Annotated in this window: 19 protein-coding genes; 12 read left to right on the forward strand and 7 right to left on the reverse strand. The window is 65.2% G+C overall.

Translation table 11 applies throughout. From position 1 onward, the window contains the following. Positions 1-49 precede the first annotated feature (49 nt). Complete coding sequence (locus ACFQZZ_RS03230; protein WP_378673612.1) at positions 50-388, forward strand: cupin domain-containing protein; 339 nt, start codon at positions 50-52, stop codon at positions 386-388. Here the strand turns inward: ACFQZZ_RS03230 and ACFQZZ_RS03235 are convergent. Continuing rightward, on the reverse strand, positions 347-988 hold the full coding sequence (locus ACFQZZ_RS03235; RefSeq protein WP_378673615.1) for a TetR/AcrR family transcriptional regulator: 642 nt from the start codon (positions 986-988) through the stop codon (positions 347-349). The genes ACFQZZ_RS03230 and ACFQZZ_RS03235 overlap by 42 nt on opposite strands. A 132-nt stretch (positions 989-1,120) precedes the next feature. Here ACFQZZ_RS03235 and ACFQZZ_RS03240 point away from each other — a divergent pair, with 132 nt between their 5' ends. After that, positions 1,121-1,831, forward strand: coding sequence for a methyltransferase domain-containing protein (locus ACFQZZ_RS03240; protein ID WP_378673618.1), 711 nt, complete (start codon positions 1,121-1,123; stop codon positions 1,829-1,831). A 7-nt stretch (positions 1,832-1,838) separates the two neighbouring features. On the opposite strand, the gene ACFQZZ_RS03245 is transcribed toward ACFQZZ_RS03240, so the two are convergent. Next, the gene (locus ACFQZZ_RS03245; protein ID WP_378673621.1) at positions 1,839-4,211 is read right to left on the reverse strand and encodes a flippase-like domain-containing protein; all 2,373 of its coding nucleotides are present in this window, start codon (positions 4,209-4,211) and stop codon (positions 1,839-1,841) included. Positions 4,212-4,509: 298 nt separating this feature from the next. On the opposite strand from ACFQZZ_RS03245, the gene ACFQZZ_RS03250 reads away from it, so the two are divergent. Beyond that, entirely contained in the window at positions 4,510-5,409 is a 900-nt protein-coding gene (locus ACFQZZ_RS03250) for a polysaccharide deacetylase family protein (protein WP_378673624.1), read from the forward strand. Positions 5,410-5,463: 54 nt separating this feature from the next. After that, complete coding sequence (locus ACFQZZ_RS03255; protein ID WP_378673627.1) at positions 5,464-6,327, forward strand: SDR family NAD(P)-dependent oxidoreductase; 864 nt, start codon at positions 5,464-5,466, stop codon at positions 6,325-6,327. Positions 6,328-6,342: 15 nt separating this feature from the next. Here the strand turns inward: ACFQZZ_RS03255 and ACFQZZ_RS03260 are convergent, their stop codons facing one another. Together ACFQZZ_RS03260 and ACFQZZ_RS03265 are read right to left on the reverse strand one after the other, a co-directional pair. After that, positions 6,343-7,134 (reverse strand): SDR family NAD(P)-dependent oxidoreductase, encoded by a 792-nt coding sequence (locus ACFQZZ_RS03260; protein ID WP_378673630.1) that lies wholly within the window; start codon positions 7,132-7,134, stop codon positions 6,343-6,345. Continuing rightward, positions 7,121-7,912 (reverse strand): 2OG-Fe(II) oxygenase, encoded by a 792-nt coding sequence (locus tag ACFQZZ_RS03265; RefSeq protein ID WP_378673633.1) that lies wholly within the window; start codon positions 7,910-7,912, stop codon positions 7,121-7,123. Before ACFQZZ_RS03265 ends, ACFQZZ_RS03260 begins: the two co-directional genes overlap by 14 nt. A gap of 87 nt (positions 7,913-7,999) precedes the next feature. Here ACFQZZ_RS03265 and ACFQZZ_RS03270 point away from each other — a divergent pair, with 87 nt between their 5' ends. Further along, positions 8,000-8,599 carry a GDSL-type esterase/lipase family protein gene (locus ACFQZZ_RS03270; RefSeq protein WP_378673636.1) on the forward strand — a complete coding sequence of 200 codons (600 nt, stop codon included), beginning with the start codon at positions 8,000-8,002 and terminating at the stop codon, positions 8,597-8,599. Here ACFQZZ_RS03270 and ACFQZZ_RS03275 read toward each other — a convergent pair. Continuing rightward, on the reverse strand, positions 8,542-10,104 hold the full coding sequence (locus ACFQZZ_RS03275) for an ABC1 kinase family protein (RefSeq protein ID WP_378673638.1): 1,563 nt from the start codon (positions 10,102-10,104) through the stop codon (positions 8,542-8,544). The two genes, ACFQZZ_RS03270 and ACFQZZ_RS03275, sit on opposite strands and share 58 nt — an antisense overlap. A gap of 107 nt (positions 10,105-10,211) precedes the next feature. Between ACFQZZ_RS03275 and ACFQZZ_RS03280 the strand changes: the two genes are divergently transcribed. Both ACFQZZ_RS03280 and ACFQZZ_RS03285 read left to right on the forward strand, forming a co-directional pair. After that, positions 10,212-10,997 (forward strand): GntR family transcriptional regulator, encoded by a 786-nt coding sequence (locus ACFQZZ_RS03280; protein WP_378673641.1) that lies wholly within the window; start codon positions 10,212-10,214, stop codon positions 10,995-10,997. Positions 10,998-11,150: 153 nt separating this feature from the next. Next, positions 11,151-12,122, forward strand: coding sequence for an oxidoreductase (locus tag ACFQZZ_RS03285; RefSeq protein ID WP_378673644.1), 972 nt, complete (start codon positions 11,151-11,153; stop codon positions 12,120-12,122). Positions 12,123-12,239: 117 nt separating this feature from the next. Here the strand turns inward: ACFQZZ_RS03285 and ACFQZZ_RS03290 are convergent, their stop codons facing one another. Further along, a complete protein-coding gene (locus tag ACFQZZ_RS03290; protein ID WP_378673646.1) occupies positions 12,240-12,413 on the reverse strand; it encodes a hypothetical protein in 174 nt (57 codons plus the stop codon). A 357-nt stretch (positions 12,414-12,770) separates the two neighbouring features. Here ACFQZZ_RS03290 and ACFQZZ_RS03295 point away from each other — a divergent pair, with 357 nt between their 5' ends. Next, entirely contained in the window at positions 12,771-13,739 is a 969-nt protein-coding gene (locus tag ACFQZZ_RS03295; protein WP_378673648.1) for a DUF5996 family protein, read from the forward strand. Positions 13,740-13,821: 82 nt separating this feature from the next. Here the strand turns inward: ACFQZZ_RS03295 and ACFQZZ_RS03300 are convergent, their stop codons facing one another. Beyond that, on the reverse strand, positions 13,822-14,253 hold the full coding sequence (locus ACFQZZ_RS03300) for a DUF4254 domain-containing protein (protein WP_378673651.1): 432 nt from the start codon (positions 14,251-14,253) through the stop codon (positions 13,822-13,824). 880 nt (positions 14,254-15,133) lie between these two features. On the opposite strand from ACFQZZ_RS03300, the gene ACFQZZ_RS03305 reads away from it, so the two are divergent. From ACFQZZ_RS03305 to ACFQZZ_RS03320, 4 genes are all read left to right on the forward strand, one after another. After that, a complete protein-coding gene (locus ACFQZZ_RS03305; RefSeq protein ID WP_378673653.1) occupies positions 15,134-16,021 on the forward strand; it encodes a helix-turn-helix domain-containing protein in 888 nt (295 codons plus the stop codon). Then, a complete protein-coding gene (locus ACFQZZ_RS03310) occupies positions 16,011-16,223 on the forward strand; it encodes a DUF397 domain-containing protein (RefSeq protein ID WP_378673655.1) in 213 nt (70 codons plus the stop codon). Before ACFQZZ_RS03305 ends, ACFQZZ_RS03310 begins: the two co-directional genes overlap by 11 nt. A 160-nt stretch (positions 16,224-16,383) precedes the next feature. Further along, positions 16,384-16,614 carry a DUF397 domain-containing protein gene (locus tag ACFQZZ_RS03315; protein WP_378674066.1) on the forward strand — a complete coding sequence of 77 codons (231 nt, stop codon included), beginning with the start codon at positions 16,384-16,386 and terminating at the stop codon, positions 16,612-16,614. A gap of 38 nt (positions 16,615-16,652) precedes the next feature. Then, positions 16,653-16,865: a DUF397 domain-containing protein gene (locus ACFQZZ_RS03320; protein ID WP_378673658.1), complete on the forward strand. Its 213-nt coding sequence runs from the start codon at positions 16,653-16,655 to the stop codon at positions 16,863-16,865. Positions 16,866-16,950 lie beyond the last annotated feature (85 nt).

Consider the following 16,950-nt stretch of genomic DNA (forward strand, 5'->3'; position numbering starts at 1 on the left):
GCTCGATTGGCGCTGGATCGGCGGTCCGCACGGCCCGACGATGGTTCGCATGACAGCAGCAAGCACCACCGGACCCGTTTCGATCACGGCGGCCATCGCGGGACTGCCTGGGCCGTTCCAGCAGCGCGAATTGGCCGTCGTCAACGACACCGTGGTCCGCGTCGCTCAGTTGGCGGGTGAATTCCCCTGGCACCACCACGACGAGGACGAACTCTTCCTGTGCTGGGACGGGTCCTTCCGTATCGAGTTGGCGGGCCGGGATTCCGTCACGCTCCATGCCGGCGAGCTGTTCGTGGTGCCAAGGGGAATTCGGCACCGCCCAGTCGCCGAGGGGATCGCGCACACGCTATTGATCGAGCGCCCCGAGACTGCGCAGTACGGCAACTGACTCCACCGCGTCGGCTTTCGAGTCATCGACGGGTGCCACCACCCGCACCCGGCCGACGAGGCCGGGGCCGATCAGCTGCTCGAAGCGCTGATAGGCCTCGGTCGCCGACAGTGGCGACTCGGTATCGGCAATCGCACCGAGCAGGCCGACCACGCCCCAGGACATGAAGGTCACGGTGGTGGTGAGCTCCCTTTCGTCCATGTCCAGCCGTTTGGACAGCTGCTCGGTGAGGATTGCCGCGACCATGCGCCGGGTCGCGTGCAGCAGCACCGCGCTGCTCTTTCGTCCGAGCATCGCCTCGTACACCTCGGGATTTTCGGCAGCGAGACGGAAGAGCGTGAAGACCGGCGCCAGCGGCGCGGTATCGCGTCCGGTACGGCACGCGGCCACTGCGGCACGTAGGTACTCGGTGCTGCTCACCAGCAGCAGATCGTCCTTGTCGCGGAAGTGTGCGTAGAAAGTCGATCGCCCGACGTCGGCGCGCTGCAAGATGTCCCGCACGGTGATCCGGTCGTAGCCGTGTTCCAGCATCAGCTCGATCAGGGCGCGATGCAGCTGGCTCTTGGTACGCCTGACCCGGCGATCCTTGCTGTCGCTCATAGCTTCATTCCGTGCATAGGGCCTCCCGAAAGCCTTGGCCTTCCGAACAGAAGGCTGGAATCCGTTCCGAACGGAACAGATTCCGCCGTTTTGCCTCTGGTCGATCTGGCAGTTCCTCCAGATCATGAACATATGACCCGAAACGAACAACAGTCTGCCATTACCCGTTTCGATGACGACAATGAAGTCGGCGTCCTACTGACGAAGCCGCGCGGTTATCGCGCTTTCAAGACCGCCTTCCTGCTCGGCAGGAGCAGTGCACTCAACGCTCGTCTCATCGCGCTGATCGGCGCGCTTCCCGGCGAGCACGCGCTCGATATCGGCAGCGGGCCAGGTGATCTCGCTCGCGCGCTTGCGGTGCGGGTCGGCCCGAGCGGCCGAGTGATCGGCGTCGACCCGTCGCCGCAGATGGTCGCCTACGCGACCGAACGCACTCGCGGACAGTCGAACTGCCGATTCGAACTCGGTCCCGCCCAGTCACTACAGCTGGCTGACGCTTCGGTCGACGTGGTGACCTGTACCTTCGTGATGCACCACATCCCGGAGGCGCAACGTGCCACGGCGATCGCGCACATGTTCCGCGTCCTACGGCCCGGCGGCCGACTGCTGCTTGCCGATACGCACCCGACCGGCCGGGTGCTGCCCGCCGTGATCAAGGGTATGGCTCGGTACGCAGGGCGTCGTACCCACGATGGCGCCGCGGTCGGTCGTCGCGCAGATCCGTTGGCGGCCATCGATATTCGACGTTACCGAGAAACCCTGGTGGAGGCCGGATTCCGGACCGTGGATTTCACCGAGGTCAAACCCGCGACGGGAGCGATACTCGCCATCAAAGACTCGTGAGCGGCCACTAGATCATGTTTTTCTTGGCCAGCCACCGCATGGTCGGCCAGCCGCAGAACACCGGCAGCCAGCAGGTGAGCACGCGGTAGAGCAGCACCGAGGGTATGGCGATGTTCACGGGGAGGCCGAAGGCGCCGAGGCCACCGATCAGGGCGGCCTCGACGGCGCCGACGCCGCCCGGAGTCGGCGCCGCGGAGGCCAGCGTGCCGCCGATCATGGTGACGATGGTGACGGTGATGAACGTGGTGCCGCCACCGAATGCCTCGACGCTGGCCCACAGCGCCCCGGCCTGGCCCAACGTGATCGCCGCGCAGCCGAGGATGATGATCAGGAACCGCTTCGGATCGCGGGCGAGTTCGCCGAGTTCGCCGAGCACCTCCTGCAATTGCGGTCGGACCGAATTGTTCAGCCAGCTCCGCAGTTTCGGCACGAACATGAAGGTGCCGATGATGCCGACACCGACGCCGGCGGCCAGATAGAGCACGGTGGCGTCCGGCACGAAATGCGACAGATCCGCCGAAGTGCCCGCCGCGATGCTGAAGACGACCAGCAGGCTCAGGTGCGTGATGATCTGCACGGCCTGCTGCAACGCCACCGCGGCGGTGGCGCGCACCGCGCCGAGCCCGCCCTTCTGCAGGAATCGCACGCTGAGCGCGAGCCCGCCGACCCGGGCCGGCGTTGTCGTCGCGGCGAAGGTGTTGGCAACCTGCATGATGACCAGATTGCGGAAGCTGACCAGTCCCGAAGCGCAGGCCCACAGCGCCGCCGCCGCACCGACATACGTCAGTGCCGACACCGCCAGACCCAGCAGTGCCCACCACCAATTCGCGGTTTTCAGCTGGGTGAAGAAGGTCGGCACCGCGCTGATGAAGGGGTAGGCGACGTAGACGAGTGCGAGCAGCAGCACCAACTGGATGATCTGGTTGCGGGAGAACCGGGTGATCTGCTCGGCCTGAATCTTTTCGTGCCCGGTCTGCTTGCGCACCTCGTCGCGCGCCGAGGACAGCACCTCGTTCCAGTCCGGGATCGCCTTGCGGATCCCGGAAGGCATGGCGGACTTGGTCAATCGACTGGCCGCGGTCACCACCGCGTGTTCGCCGAGAGTGTCGATGGCGGCACGCACCGCGGGTTCCTTGCCGAAGATCGCCGTCGTCGACACCAGCAGCTGCGCGACATCCGATTGCAGCTGCGCCGCGGACGCGCCGTATTCGGCGACGGCGAAGCCACTGAACAGTGTGGTGCCGTCGTCGATTCGGATCTCGCTCGGCCGGAGATCGCCGTGCGAGACCTGGGCACGATGCAGTGTGTCGAGCGACTTCCACACGCCGGTCAGCACGTCGCCCGACAGCTCGGCGATCGGTTTGCCGCGCGGAACCGTGTGCGCGTAGAGCATCCAGCCGCGTTCGAGCGACGCGACGGCGACCGGGGTTTGCGCGGCCAGCCCCAACTCGCCGATGGCGATCGTCATCAGGGCGCGATGCTCGACCGCGCGGTGCATGGATCCGTGCAGCGCCGCGGTTTCGCTGGCGCGGAAGGTGATCCACCGCCACAACTGACGCAGTGCCCCGAAGCTGCGCTGATTCTTGCCGAACATCTCGACCATCAACTCGCGCTCGGGACCGTCGACAGCGGCGGCGAGCACCAGCGGACCCCGGCCTGCCGGATGCACGACGGTGAACGCGGTAACGGTGTGCCCGCGCTTGGCAAGCACCCGCACCGCGGCATCGAGCGGAACCTCCAGCGCGGGAGTACCGACCACCAGCACGATCACCGCGCCGACGAGCCAGCCGACCGCGAGCCCGAACATCGCCCTCGCGGGCACCACCGCGCTGACGACCAGATGGATCGGCGCGAATGCCAGCAGCAGGAACCACAGCCAGCGCCGCGGCCGCGTCGGCAGCCACGGGCTCGACACGGTGAGCACCGCTGCCAGCATGGCGATCCAGCGCGGATCGTCGAGGAACTGGGACAGGAAGGTATCGAGCCGGTCGGGCACCTGCAGATGCCATTGTGGCGTGGAGAGTCCGGTCCCGGTGATCGATAGCAGCAGTCCGGCGACCAGACCCGCGGCGGCATAGCCCGCCAGCAGCTTCCACTGCCTGCTGATGATCAGCTCGATAAGGATCGCGAACGGCAGCGCGAGAATCGCCATGCCGTAGACCAGGTACACCAGATTCGACTGGTCGGGATTGAGGAACGCGACGATGCCCGACACCGAGTGTTCCAGTGCCAGCCATTCCGGCCGGGTGATCATCGAGGCGGCGACGACAACACTGACCCACAGCGCGGCGAGTACGACACGGATGATGTCACTGGTCCGCCGGATCAGCGGTTGCAGCAGGCTGCCCGTAACCGGGATGTCCCGCCCGTCGACTCGCATGTCGTAGCCCTCCTCCGCCTCTCCGCGTCTTTGCCGGTCGTAGGGTGCGCTTAACGTACCGTTGCGGGCCGACCGTTTACGGCATGGCTCCCCCCGCCTCTCCGCGACTCTTGCCGGTCGTGAGCGTCGCGACAGTTTCATCGCGGACGGGTCATGTCCGCCGGGCAGGGTACTCACCGGCATGTCGTCCACCCGCCGAGAAATCCTCAGGGCTACCGCGTGGTGGGCTGTGTTGTGGCCGACGTCACTCGGATGTGAGGTTGATCCTCACATCAGTGTGAGGTTCGAGCATGGGTAGATGGACAACGACCTCTTCGACTACAGCCCGATCGTCGACCGCGCGCCGATCCACTGGCCGGGCGGTGCGCGCGTCGCCTTCTACGTCGGGCTCAATGTCGAGCATTACCAGGTCGATCGGCCCTCGACCAGCATCTTCGCCGGAACTGCCGGCCTGGCGCCGGATCCGCTGAACTACGGCTGGCGCGATTATGGGCCGCGCGTCGGGTTCTGGCGCATGCTGGAGACTCTCGACCGACACGGCATTCGCGCCAGTGTGCTGCTCAATTCCGATGTCGCCGAACATAATCCGCAGATCATCGAGGCAGGCCGGGCCAGAGACTGGGCCTGGCTCGCGCACGGTAAGAACAATTCGATCTTTCAGGCCGACATGTCGGTCGACGAAGAGCGCGCGTACCTGACCGACATTGTGCGGACCATCGAAAAGGCAACGGGCCGCAGGCCGCACGGCTGGATGGGTCCCGCGCTCACCGAGACCTTCCGCACCCCGGAGTTGCTCACCGAACTCGGGCTCAGCTACGTGCTGGACTGGACCAATGACGATCAGCCGTATCCGCTGAATGTTCCTGGCCTGTTGAACGTGCCGTATTCGGTGGAGCTCAACGACATCAGTCTGTTCGTCGGCAAGAGCATGACCGGGCCCGATTTCGTACAGATCGTCAAGGATCAGCTGGACCAGCTCTACGCCGACTCGGCCGAAAGCGGCCGGGTGATGGCGTTGGCGTTGCACCCGTTCGTCATCGGTCAGGCGTTCCGCAGCAAGTATCTGGACCAGGCGCTCGAGTACGTGGCGAACCATCCCGGGGTGTGGCTGACCACCAGCGACGAGATCGCCGAGCACTACTCGAGCGCGTGGGGGCTTGCCGAATCCATCCGATCCGAAGACGATCAGGTCAGTTGAGACCGGCAGCCGGACACTCGTCCGAGCGCCGCACGCGACGTTCGGAGGACAGTAATGGCAGCGCAGGACAGGGATCTAGCAGGTAAGACGGTCGTGGTGACCGGAGCGAGCTCCGGCATCGGCGCCGAGGCGGCCGCCAAGCTGGTCGCCCGCGGCGCCACCGTCGCGGTGGTCGGACGGTCGCCGGAGCGGACCGCCGAAGTGGCGCAGCGGGTCGGCGCGGAAGCCTTCCTCGCCGACTTCGCCAGGTTCGAGGAGGTACGCAAGCTCGCCGACCAACTGCTCGACCGCTACGAACGCATCGATGTGCTGGCCAACAACGCGGGCGGGGCATGGGCGAAGCGGACCGCCACCGACGACGGCAACGAGCTGACCTTCCAGGTCAACCACCTGTCCCCGTTCCTGCTGACCGCGCTGCTGCTGGACCGTCTGGTGCGCTCGCAAGCGCGCGTGATCAATACCTCGAGCATGACCTACCGGATGGCGAAGCTGAATCTCGACACCGTCAACGCGACAACGGGCTCGTTCAACCAGCTGGGCGCCTACGGCGCGTCGAAGCTCGCGAACATCCTGTTCACCAGGGAACTCGCCCGCCGGACCGAGGGCACGGGCCTGGTCACCGCGGCGTTCCATCCCGGTGCGGTCGCGACCCATGTATACGACAACGCCCCGCTCGGCCTTGGCGCATTGATTCGTTCCCCGCTCTCGCGGCCTTTCTTCATCCGGCCTGAGAAGGGCGCGGATCCGTTGGTGCGCCTGGTGACAACATCGGATGCCGAGTCGATCAACGGCAAGTATTTCCATCGCTTCAAAGAGGAAGCGCCGAGCAACAAGCAGGCGGTGGACCAGGACTTGGCGCAGCGGCTGTGGACGATGTCGGAGCAGGTCACCGGTCTGGCGCCGAATTCGACCGAGTAGCAGTCGGATCGGGCCTCAGCTCGGCTGGTCGCCGGCACGGGAGTGCCTGCCGCCGGCCGAGCTCTCGGGCTCGCCGCCGACGCCGAAGACGCCGCCGGTCATGGTGCCCCTGTCGAGCTCGACGATCGATTGCACGACCTGCTCGGTCGGCACCGTCGAGGGAAAAGCCTTGGGCGCGATCGCATTCGCGCGCACACCGAACTCGTCGAACTCGGCGGCGAGGTGACGGGTCAGCCGATTGAGCGCGGCTTTGGAGGACGCGTAGAGCGCCTGCCCGCCCGGGTACACCTCGGATCCCGAGATGCTGGAGACATTGACGATATTGCGGTTGTGCCTGCGGTTCTCGTCCCCGGCGTGCACCCAGGACCGCTGCGCCAGTCGCGCCGACAATCGCAGTGGCACACCGACATTGACCGCGAAATGCGGCTCGAATTCATTCAGCGTGGCATCACCGTCGACGATGCCGCGTGGCTGCAATGTGGTGTGGGCCGCATTGTTGACAAGCAGGTCCACCCGCCCGAACCGGGCGAGGGTGAGGTCGACGACCCGCTCGACCTCACCCTGCTCGGTCAGATCGGCGCGGATCACGAAGATACGCGAATCATTCTCCGGCACCGGTGTTTCCGGTGCGAACGGGTCGACGAACCATTCGTGCTGCGAGGGCGCGGCCGGAATCCGGTTGCGGCACACCGCGACGATGTCGTATTCGGTGTAGGCCGCCCGGCAGAAGGCATCGCCGAGCCTGCCGCCTGCGCCGGTGAGCAGGCACACCCTGCGTTCCTCGCGTGCGAAATCACCACTGCGCAATGCGGTCTCCTCCCCACCGTCGCACCACATCGCTTTTCGGCCGATGCAGCCACATCACCACGCTGTTGCGGGCGGCGGCATTGTTGCCGACGAACGTATGCCACGACCGCGGCGCGCATTCGAAAAGCACCATGGAATTGTCCAGCGGCGGAACGGTCAGCGCAGGCACCGGGCCGCTGCCCGCGATGTGCTCGTACAAGGCCGTCTCCCCGCCGTCGCCCACTGTCCACCCCGGGTTGCCGAGGTAGAACTGCACCGCCACCGCGCGCACAGTTTCCCGGGCGGTGATCGCCGAATCCCTGGCGCCGGTCTTCAGGTCGACCGTGGCGTCGGGCGTCCGTATTTCGCCGGGCGCCGGCGCCGGGCCTGCGAACCAGGCCGGATTCAGGTCGTTGTGCGGCCACTCCGAGGGACTGCCTGCCGGGTGATGGTGCAGTGAGCCCTCCACGTCTCCGGTCGTTGCGACGCCCGTGACCCCGGTGATCAGGTCGTGCCACTCCCGCGTAAGGAACAGCGCGAGCGGCCCCTCGCGCAGTGTTGCCAGCGGCACCCCGCTCGCGCGGTATCCGTTGGTGACCTGTGTGAACGCCTCCGGCTGCTGCCGAAGCACCCGCTGGAATTCCTCGGTCAGCCGCTGGAAGAACTCGGGGACGAACACATCCCGCGCGTACACGTGCGGAAACGGTCCGGCGCGGCGAATCCAGCGCCGGTGGGCGAACAGCTCCACGAACCATGGCGGTGCCGTCGGCGCAGCGCGCAGTGCTTCCCCTGTCGACATCAATCCCTCCCGGATGAACACCGCGATCCTATTGCCTGCCCGTGCCCCGGTGCGCGCTGGTCGGCCGGGCGTTGCGAGGATCGCGCCGTGAGTCGTGACCTTCGTGTGTGTTTTGTCGGTGATTCGCTCGTCGCCGGGGTCGGCGACCCGCGGTGTCTGGGGTGGGCGGGCCGTCTCGCCATGCAGGCCCACACCGCCGGAATCCCGATCGTCAGCTACAACCTGGGCATCCGCAGGCAGAAATCCACGGACATCCGTGCACGCTTCCTGGCCGAGTGTGTCCAGCGACTGCCGGAGGGCGTCGACGCGCGGATCGTGCTGTCCTTCGGCGTCAACGACACCATGCAGGTGGATGGGCAGCGCAGAGTGTCGTCGGACCAGTCTGCCGCCAACCTCGGTGAGATCCTGCGGCAGGCCGCCGAGCGCGGCTGGCCGGTGCTGATGGTCGCGCCGCCGCCGATCGATGACGTCGAACACAATGCCCGCACCGCCGCACTCGACGAGCGATTCGCGGAAATCTGTGCGGCCGAAGGGGTCCCGTATGTCCGGATCCATCAGCAGCTGCGCGAGAGCGCGGTGTGGATGCGTGAAGTGCGGGATGGCGACGGCGCGCACCCCGGGGCGGCTGGCTACGACGAGCTGGCCGCATCGGTTGCGCCGCAGTGGTGGGAGTGGTTGTCCCGCTGAGTGATCCGTTGGCCGGTCAGCCAGCCGACGGACTGACGCGGAATAGACGTGTCGGCCCGCTGCCTGCGCACCGCGGCCAGGTCCACCGGCAGCCCGTCGTCGGGTACTGGCGGGACGAACGCCGCCAGCACTTCCGGCATCCAGCGGCCCACTTCGTCGCGGTAGGGCCCCTCGGTCCCGAGCTGGCACAGCACCCCGATCAGGGTGAGCGCCGAGCGGGCGAACGGCGTGAAGTACGGGGGCATGGTCGTCTGCCGGACGCTGTTGGACAGTCGTGGATTCGTCACGCGCAGTACCTGTTTGCGCAGCCACGGAGTGGTCATACGGTAAGTCGAGTGTTTGAACGGTTCGGTGCACGGCACGACAAGGGCATAGAGGGCCTCGACGTCGAATTCACGGCCGGCCTGGACGAATCCGTGGCGTCGGGTCGCCGCCTCCAACTCTGTTGGACCGCCGTTGAACAGGGCGTTGCAATAGTCCGACGCCAGTTCCTCGAAGCCGTCGGGCGGCCACGTCGAGCAGGCCCCGAAATCGACGACACCGAGCCGGCCGTCGGGCAGGATGCGGAAATTTCCAGGATGGGGGTCGCCATACAACAGGCCGGTGCGCAGCGCACCGGAAGCCACGAATCGCACCATCAGCATGCCGACTCGGTCGCGCTCGGCCTGTGCGCCGGAGGCGATGATGCGCGGAACCGGAGTGCCGTCGAGCCATTCGGTGATGAGCACATCGCCGCACTGCTCGATCACCTGCGGAATGTAGATGTCCGGATCGTCGGCGTACTCCGTGGCGAACACCCGCTGGTTCTCGGCCTCGGCCGCATAGTCGAGTTCTGCACGGACGCAGGCGCAGATCGCCTCGGTGACCGCCTTGACGTCGGCGCCGGGCAGGAAAACGGCGGCCAGAGTAGAGATCCGGCGCAACTGCTCCAGATCGTTCTCGATTGCCTGCCTGCCACCGGGATACATCACCTTCACCGCAACCGGCCTGCCGTCGCGCCATATCGCGCGATGGACCTGGCCGAGCGATGCGGCGGCAGCGCGTCGGTCGTCGAATTCCCTGAAATACCAACGCCAGTTGTCGCCCATGCTCGCCACCATCGCCGCGTGCACGCTCGACGGCAGCATCGCGGGCGCGGAATCCTGCAGCCTGCTCAATGCGATGCGGTACGGCTCGGCGATCTCCGGCGGCAGGGCCAGCTCGTAGATCGCGAGGAGTTGGCCGAGTTTGGCGGCGCACCCCTTCAGTTCGCCGAGCACCTCGAAAATGTGCTGGGCCGTGCGCAACTGGATGTCCCGGTTGACTTCGCTCGCCGACCTGCCCAGTGCGCGCTTGCCGACGCCCGCGGCCTGCCTGCCTGCGAAGGCCACCGGCAGCGTCGCGAGCTTCGCGCTGCGAACCGCCTTGCGAACCGGTGGTTTGCCATTGGTCCCTGCCGCGAACAGGCGTGTGCGTCTACCGGCGGATTCGCCGTTTTGTTGACCGCTGCCTCGTCGAATGGTCATGACTCACCTCACACTGTGCGCAGATCAGTGTTACACACGTGCGGTCCGGCATAGGAGGGCTTAGACTGTCTGGGACGTATTGGAACTGAGTCGAAAGGTGGCATCCGATGGGATCCCAGACGGTAGTCGCCGACGTTGCCGATGAGCTGGCACGCCGGGTTGCCGCGGGGGAATATCAGCCAGGGGATTTGATGCCGTCGGTCCGCCAGGTCGCCGAGGAATTCGATATGAATCGCGCGACCGCACAGTTGACCCTCGGTCGGCTGGAGTCCTACGGATTCGTCGAAGCGCGCCGGGGCAAGGGGTTCACCATCCGTGACGTCCGGGAGGCGGGTGGCATCGATGTGTACCGGCACCTGTTCCGGTTCTCCATCCCGATGCCCGATACCGCGATCGAAATGTTCCGCGACATCGTCGAGGTGGAGCGCGGGATCGTCATGGAGGCGCTGCTTGCCTACACCGGCAGCGAACAGGAGATCGATCCGGCTGAATTGAAGGCCGATATCGACCAGCTGGAATCACTTGCCCGGCTGGAGGTTCCGGACTTCCGCCAGATCCTCGCGATCGAAGTCGCGCTGGTGCGCAAGTTGCTGACCGCGCTCGGGCTGAGTATGCAGCGGGCGGTCCTGAATTCCATCGGTGAGATGGTGCTCGAGGTACCCGAGGCGATCGATGCCTATTTCGCCGGTGCCGCGGACCTGCATGTGCTGGTCTGGCGGGCGCTCGTCGCGGTGTGGGACTCCGGTTCCGGGCCATCGGATGCGCAGCTCGCGCTGTTCGAGGATCTTTTCGGGATGTATCACGAGAAGGTGACTGCCCGGTTCGAGGAGTTGCTCGACGGTGCCGACACGGCTGACGGCCACGCGGACGATGGGCACGCGGCAACGGCCTGACGGTGTCCGCCGCAGTCCTCGCCGTCCGATTCAACTGTCTGAGCCGGAATTGGTCGCTTATCGTAGGATCATGCTCGAAATCGGTCTAGTATTCGTCGTCGAGCATGATCATCCCACTGGACCGATTGTCTGAGACGAAATGGAGTGCGTGTCTTGACCGGCTCGCTACCAATTCTCCCGCGCCGCTGGACCGTTGCCGATATCCCCGACCAATCGGGGAAGACCGTGGTGGTCACCGGTGCCAACAGCGGCCTCGGGCTGCGCACCGCGGAAGCTTTGGCGGGCAAGGGCGCCCGCGTCCTGCTTGCCTGTCGTAACCAGCAGAAGGCCGCCGCGGCGCTGGAGGAGGTGACCGCGGTGGCCACCGGTCCGAAACCCGAAGTGCTGCCGCTGGATCTGGCCGATCTGGCCTCGGTGCGGCTCGTGGGCAAGCAGATCAATGACACGGTCGAAAGGCTCGATCTGCTGGTGAACAACGCGGGGGTGATGGCGACTCCACGCGCGCGGACCGTTGACGGCTTCGACGCCCAGTTCGGCACCAATCATCTCGGCCACTTCGCGCTCACCGGCGCCGTACTACCCGCGTTGCTGCGGGCCGCGCGGCCGCGGGTGGTGACCGTATCGTCAGTGGCCGCCTGGGGCGGCGTGATCAACTGGCTCGATCCGAACTGGCGGTGGTTCTACCTGCGCTGGTCCGCCTATGGCCAGTCGAAGCTCGCCAACCTGCTGTTCACCGCCGAACTCGACCGTCGGGCCCGCGCAGCGGGTACCGAGTTGCGCGCCGTGGCCGCGCACCCGGGTTTGTCGGCGACCCATCTCTATGACCTGAATGGTGAAAAGGGCGCCGCGGGAATGTTGGCCGCGATCCCGCAGGCCATTCTGTTCGCACTGGCCCAGCCCGACCGAATGGGTGCGCTGCCGCAGTTGTACGCGAGCACCGTGCCGGATCTGCCCGGAAATGCTTATCTGGGACCGGGATTCGAAGTCGCCGGATATCCGCGGCGTACGCTTCGGCACCCGTTGGCGCACAGCCGCTCGGCCGCCCGGCGGTTGTGGCGACTGAGTGAGAAACTGACCGACGTGCACTACGATTGGGATTCGGCCGGGCAGGGGACGGCCGAATAACACTGCGGCAGTGCGTGATCGGTGGAGATGGCGGGTAGCCACGATCGGCTCCCGCCATCTCCCGCCTGCCTGGACCGCCCGCGCTGTCCGGCCGGTAGCTGCCTGACCCAGCGGCTTTCAGCGATTCGCCACCGCGGCAGCGGCAAGGACCAGCGCGGCGACGATCATCAGGGCGAGAACGCCGAGTACCACCAGGTTCCGGCGGGACGGCAGGTCAACATCGCCGCGGTACTGGCAAGCCTGCGAATTATGGCTGCCGCCCTCACAATCGGGATTGCTGCACGAATACATACCGACCTTTCGACGATGCTCTGGCTACCGGACTCATCGAACACGGTGCCGCGGACAGCGCTTCGAGCAGGCAGGTGGGATGCCGGGACAACGCGTACGCGACGCCGAGAACTCGCCACTGCGACCTGCAGGAGAGCGGCTTCCAGCTCGGAAATCAGTGCTGCGGACATACCATCACTCCGATGGTCAGCGGCCCATTGAAGTGCCCAATCTGAAGAACGTATCGTCTGAGACAGTTGCGGCAGCTCTGATTGCAGGACTGCTCGTTCGGCGGCGTATTCCCGCGGTATTGCCCACCGCGGATCAATTCACAGCGATTGTCTGGCAACATTTCGGACGCGGCCGTACCGTTTCGATATGGACTCTGTCGAGCCGCTACCCGCTATACCGTTGGAATCCTGGCGTCCCACCAAGGAGACGCTGCACCGGTTCGCCCAGGTCGTCGGCAAGGTCGCGCTGGCCAAGGGCATTCGGCGCAACCACTGGTGGCACCTGACCTATCGGCTCACTGCGCGCGGCTGGGAAACGGTCCCGCTCGGCTCCGCTCGCAGCGGGCCGGTATTCGCCTGTGCCTTCGACTTTTTCGACCATGTGCTGCGAATAGCGACCGACCGTGGCGTCGAGGTCGAGATCGATCTGCAACGGCAGTCCGTCGCCACCTTCTACGGCGACGTGATGAATGGTCTGCGTGATCTCGGGATCGATGTCGTGCTGCCACACCCACATCCGTTCGATCTGCCGGACCTGGCACGCCCGTTCGAAGACGACACCGAACACGCCGAGTACGTCCCGGAGCTGGTGCAGCGGGCCTTCCGGGTGCAGAGTCAGGTCGGGCGGATACTCGAGGAGTTCAGCGCGACCTACTCCGGCAAGATCAGTCCCGTGCAATTGTTCTGGCACACTTTCGATCTCGCGGTGCAGCGGTTCTCCGAACGGCGGATCGATATGCCCGCCACGGTCGATTCGGTGACGCGTGAGGCCTACTCACGCGAGGTCATCAGCGCGGGATTCTGGTTCGGCGATGACAAGGTCCCCGAACCGATGTTCTATTCCTACACCGCACCCGAGCCCGCCGGGCTGACCGATCGCCGACTGCCCGCCGGCGCGCGTTGGGTCCCGTCCGGGTCCGGGCATGCCGCGTATTACCCCTACGACGAAGCGCGCCTGTCTCCGGATCCGGTCGGCGCCGCGCTCGATTTCTTCCAGTCCGTCTACGCGGCCGGATCCGAGCTCGCCGGGTGGGATGCCGCCCAGCTGGTCTGCTGGGGCGGCATAACTGATCCGGTGCTGGAGAAGGAACGATCATGGCCGGAATGGCCGGAGTGATTACTGGATACGGAATGTGGCGGGGTGCCATGCTTTCGACCGCGTGCGGTCCGACGATACGCAACCCGGTGCGCGCCATGTATTACGGTGCGCCGGGCAAGCGGCGGTGCCCCACGGACACTTCATCTTTCAGATCTTCGTAGCCGATCGCCAGTTCGGCGAGCCTTTCCCAGGCGTCGCCGAGTTCCGAGTTCGAACCGCTAGCCAATGCCGCAAAAGCACCGGCAGTGAACTGGCCGAGCCGGTCGACCACCGCTCCGATGGTTTCGGTATGTACGCGTGCCGCGCCGAGGGACGGCGGGAGTTGCCCGGTGACCCAGTAGTCGATTTCGCGGACCAGGCGCGTGCGTTCGTGGTCGATCTCGTCGACTCGGTCTCGGCTGGCACCAACTCGTTGTTCGTGTAGTTCGGCCAGCTCTCTGGCCGAACGCAGTAGCGGGTGGTCGTTGTTCGCGTCGCCACGACATGCGGCCAGGAGCAGGTTCTTCCCGGGCAGCGGTGCACTGTGAGTCACTGTTCACGCGCCAGAGCAGTCCGTGTAGCCTTCGCGTCAACGCCCGCGCTAGCCCTGTGTTCGCGAAAACTGCTGTACCAGTGATGAAGTGCCACGTCTATGCCTCCGAATGGAGCCGGATGGCGTCGGCACGGTCTTCGACCACTGGCATCGGGCCACCAGCCCGCCGCTCATACGCGGGCTGGACCGCCGCCTGCACCGTTGCGCGGATCGATGCGACGACCATCAGCCCGGACGGGCGGAATGCGCAGCGCGGTGGCTCGACCCAGCACCGGAATTGCGTGCACTGATCGGTCGGGGAAGGCAGTGCGATAACGCCACCCACGCGCACTATCGAGACATTCAGCCGGAACATCTCAGCGAACAAGCTGTCGTCATTCGGTAGATCAGGACGTACCAAAAAGCTCCATCTGCTCGAGCGAGGGTGCGCAATGATCGGACCGATATGTTGTCGGCGGCGTTGAAGTTCCAGCCGCACCGCGTGTCCGAGATGATTGGGCATCATCACCGCCCATACAATTCCCGCTCTGACGACGATCCGGCCGAGCTGTGGCGGGTCCACGATCGCGGGCAGGTCGCACACCTGCCGGTAGTACCGACAGCGGGACAACGGAGTGTCCCCGAACTCTTGCTGGTCCATTCCAGACCTCGCCTTGCATCAGTGGGTGCTTGGTGCGCTCGATGGGGATAAGAGGCGGGCCCGCCGGGCACAGGTCTCAGAACACCGCTCGACCCAAGGGTGGGCAGGCGATTCTGGGATATCCAGAAGAAGACGGCCAAACTGCCTGCGGCTGAACCATGTAGTGCGGGATCCTTACCCGGAGCGCGACCAAGGTAGGCCCAAGGACAGACCGAATCGAATCCACACGGAGCCTTTGAGATGCCCGAGATCGAAACCACCGTTCCCCGCCGCCAACTCGGCCGCTACCTTCGGGAACTGCGTCTACAGTCCGGCATGACCATCGCCGAGGCGGCCCAGCTGATCGAACGGGGCTCCAGCACGCTACAGCGGCTCGAAAAGGGCACGGCCGACCGGATCAGAGTCCTGGATGTGGAGGCGCTGTGCCGCGTGTACGGAGCCGACGAGACGACCACTGCCGCGCTCATCGGCTTGGCTCAGCAGGCCAAGGCGAAGTCGTGGTGGCATGAGTTCGGTGATCTCATTCCCGAGAACTTCGACGTGTACATGGGGCTCGAAGCAGCAGCGCGTCGCCTCACGTCATACCAAGTTGAGCTGGTTCCTGGTCTGCTTCAGACCAGCGACTACGCCCGCGCTGTAATCCGGTTGGGCGTACCGGACGAGACCGAAGCCGATCATGAACGCCGAGTGCAGATGCGAATGCATCGACAGGTACTGATCACGCGGAAGGCTCGTCCCGCAGCTGTCGACATTGTGTTGCACGAGACAGTGCTGCGACGCGTCATCGGCGGACGCAGGATCATGAGTGCACAGCTCAGGCATCTTGCCGACACCGGCACCCGACCAAACGCGACGATCCGAATCTTGCCCTTCACAGCCGGAGTCCCCAGCGGCAAACTTACCGGGCCGTTCACCATTCTCGACTTCGGTACTGATGCCAAGGGCGAAAAGGTGGAGCCGACAGTTGTTTACGCACCGAGCTTCACCGGAGATATGTACCTGGAAAAAGAAGATGACTTGCGTCGGTACGATCAGGCGTACGAAGCGATCCAACGCGCAGCGCTGGACGCTTCTGACAGCAAGGACCTGCTGCGGCAGGTAGCGAGGGAGTATGAGCGTGAACGTTGACCTATCCGGGGCGGAGTGGTTCAAGAGCAGACGTAGCGACGCCACCAAGGACTGCGTCGAGGTCGCGTTCCTTGATGGAGGCCACGTCGGCCTGCGCGACTCCAAGAACCCGACCGGCCCCGTGCTCGTGTTCACTCCCAGCGAATGGGACGCCTTCACGGGCGGCGTGGAGGATGGCGAGTTCAATCGCCCGTCAGTCTGAGATCCGTGAAGAGCTGGGCAATAGCCTTAACTCGAGACGAGTTCAGTGTCTGGCTGGATTGCGGTGACCAGCAGGAACCTGCTTCGGCAGGGAGCGAGGGAGTACGAGCGTGAACGTTGATCTAGCCGAAGCGAAGTGGTTCAAGAGCAGCCGCAGCTCAATGGGGAAGGACTGCGTAGAAGTCGCGTTCCTCGATGGGGGCCATGTTGGCGTTCGTGACTCCAAGAACCCGACCGGTACCGCGCTCGTCTTCACCCCCGGCGAATGGGGATGCCTTCACCGGTCGTGTGCAGGACGGCGAGTTCAATCCCCCGCTAGCCTGAGAACCGTTAAGAGCTGGGGCAAAAGCCTTCACTCGAGACGAGTTCAGTGTCTGGCTAGATCGCGTTGACCGGCAGGAGCTTCGGCAGGGAGCGAGGGAGTACGAGCGTGAACGTTGATCTAGCCGAAGCGAAGTGGTTCAAGAGTCGGCGAAGCGGCCCTTCAAAGGACTGTGTAGAGATTGCATTCCTTGATGGGGGCCATGTTGGCGTTCGTGACACCAAGAACCCGACCGGTACCGCGCTCGTCTTCACCCCCGGCGAATGGGATGCCTTCACCGGTCGTGTGCAGGACGGCGAGTTCAATCGCCCGCTAGCCTGAGAACCGTTAAGAGCTGGGGCAAAGCCTTCACTCATATGAGTTCAGCGCCTGGCCGCGAGGTTGCAGGGCAGGCGAGTTCGACGAT

This window comes from Nocardia sp. GCM10030253, assembly GCF_042675075.1.
Lineage (GTDB): Bacteria > Actinomycetota > Actinomycetes > Mycobacteriales > Mycobacteriaceae > Nocardia.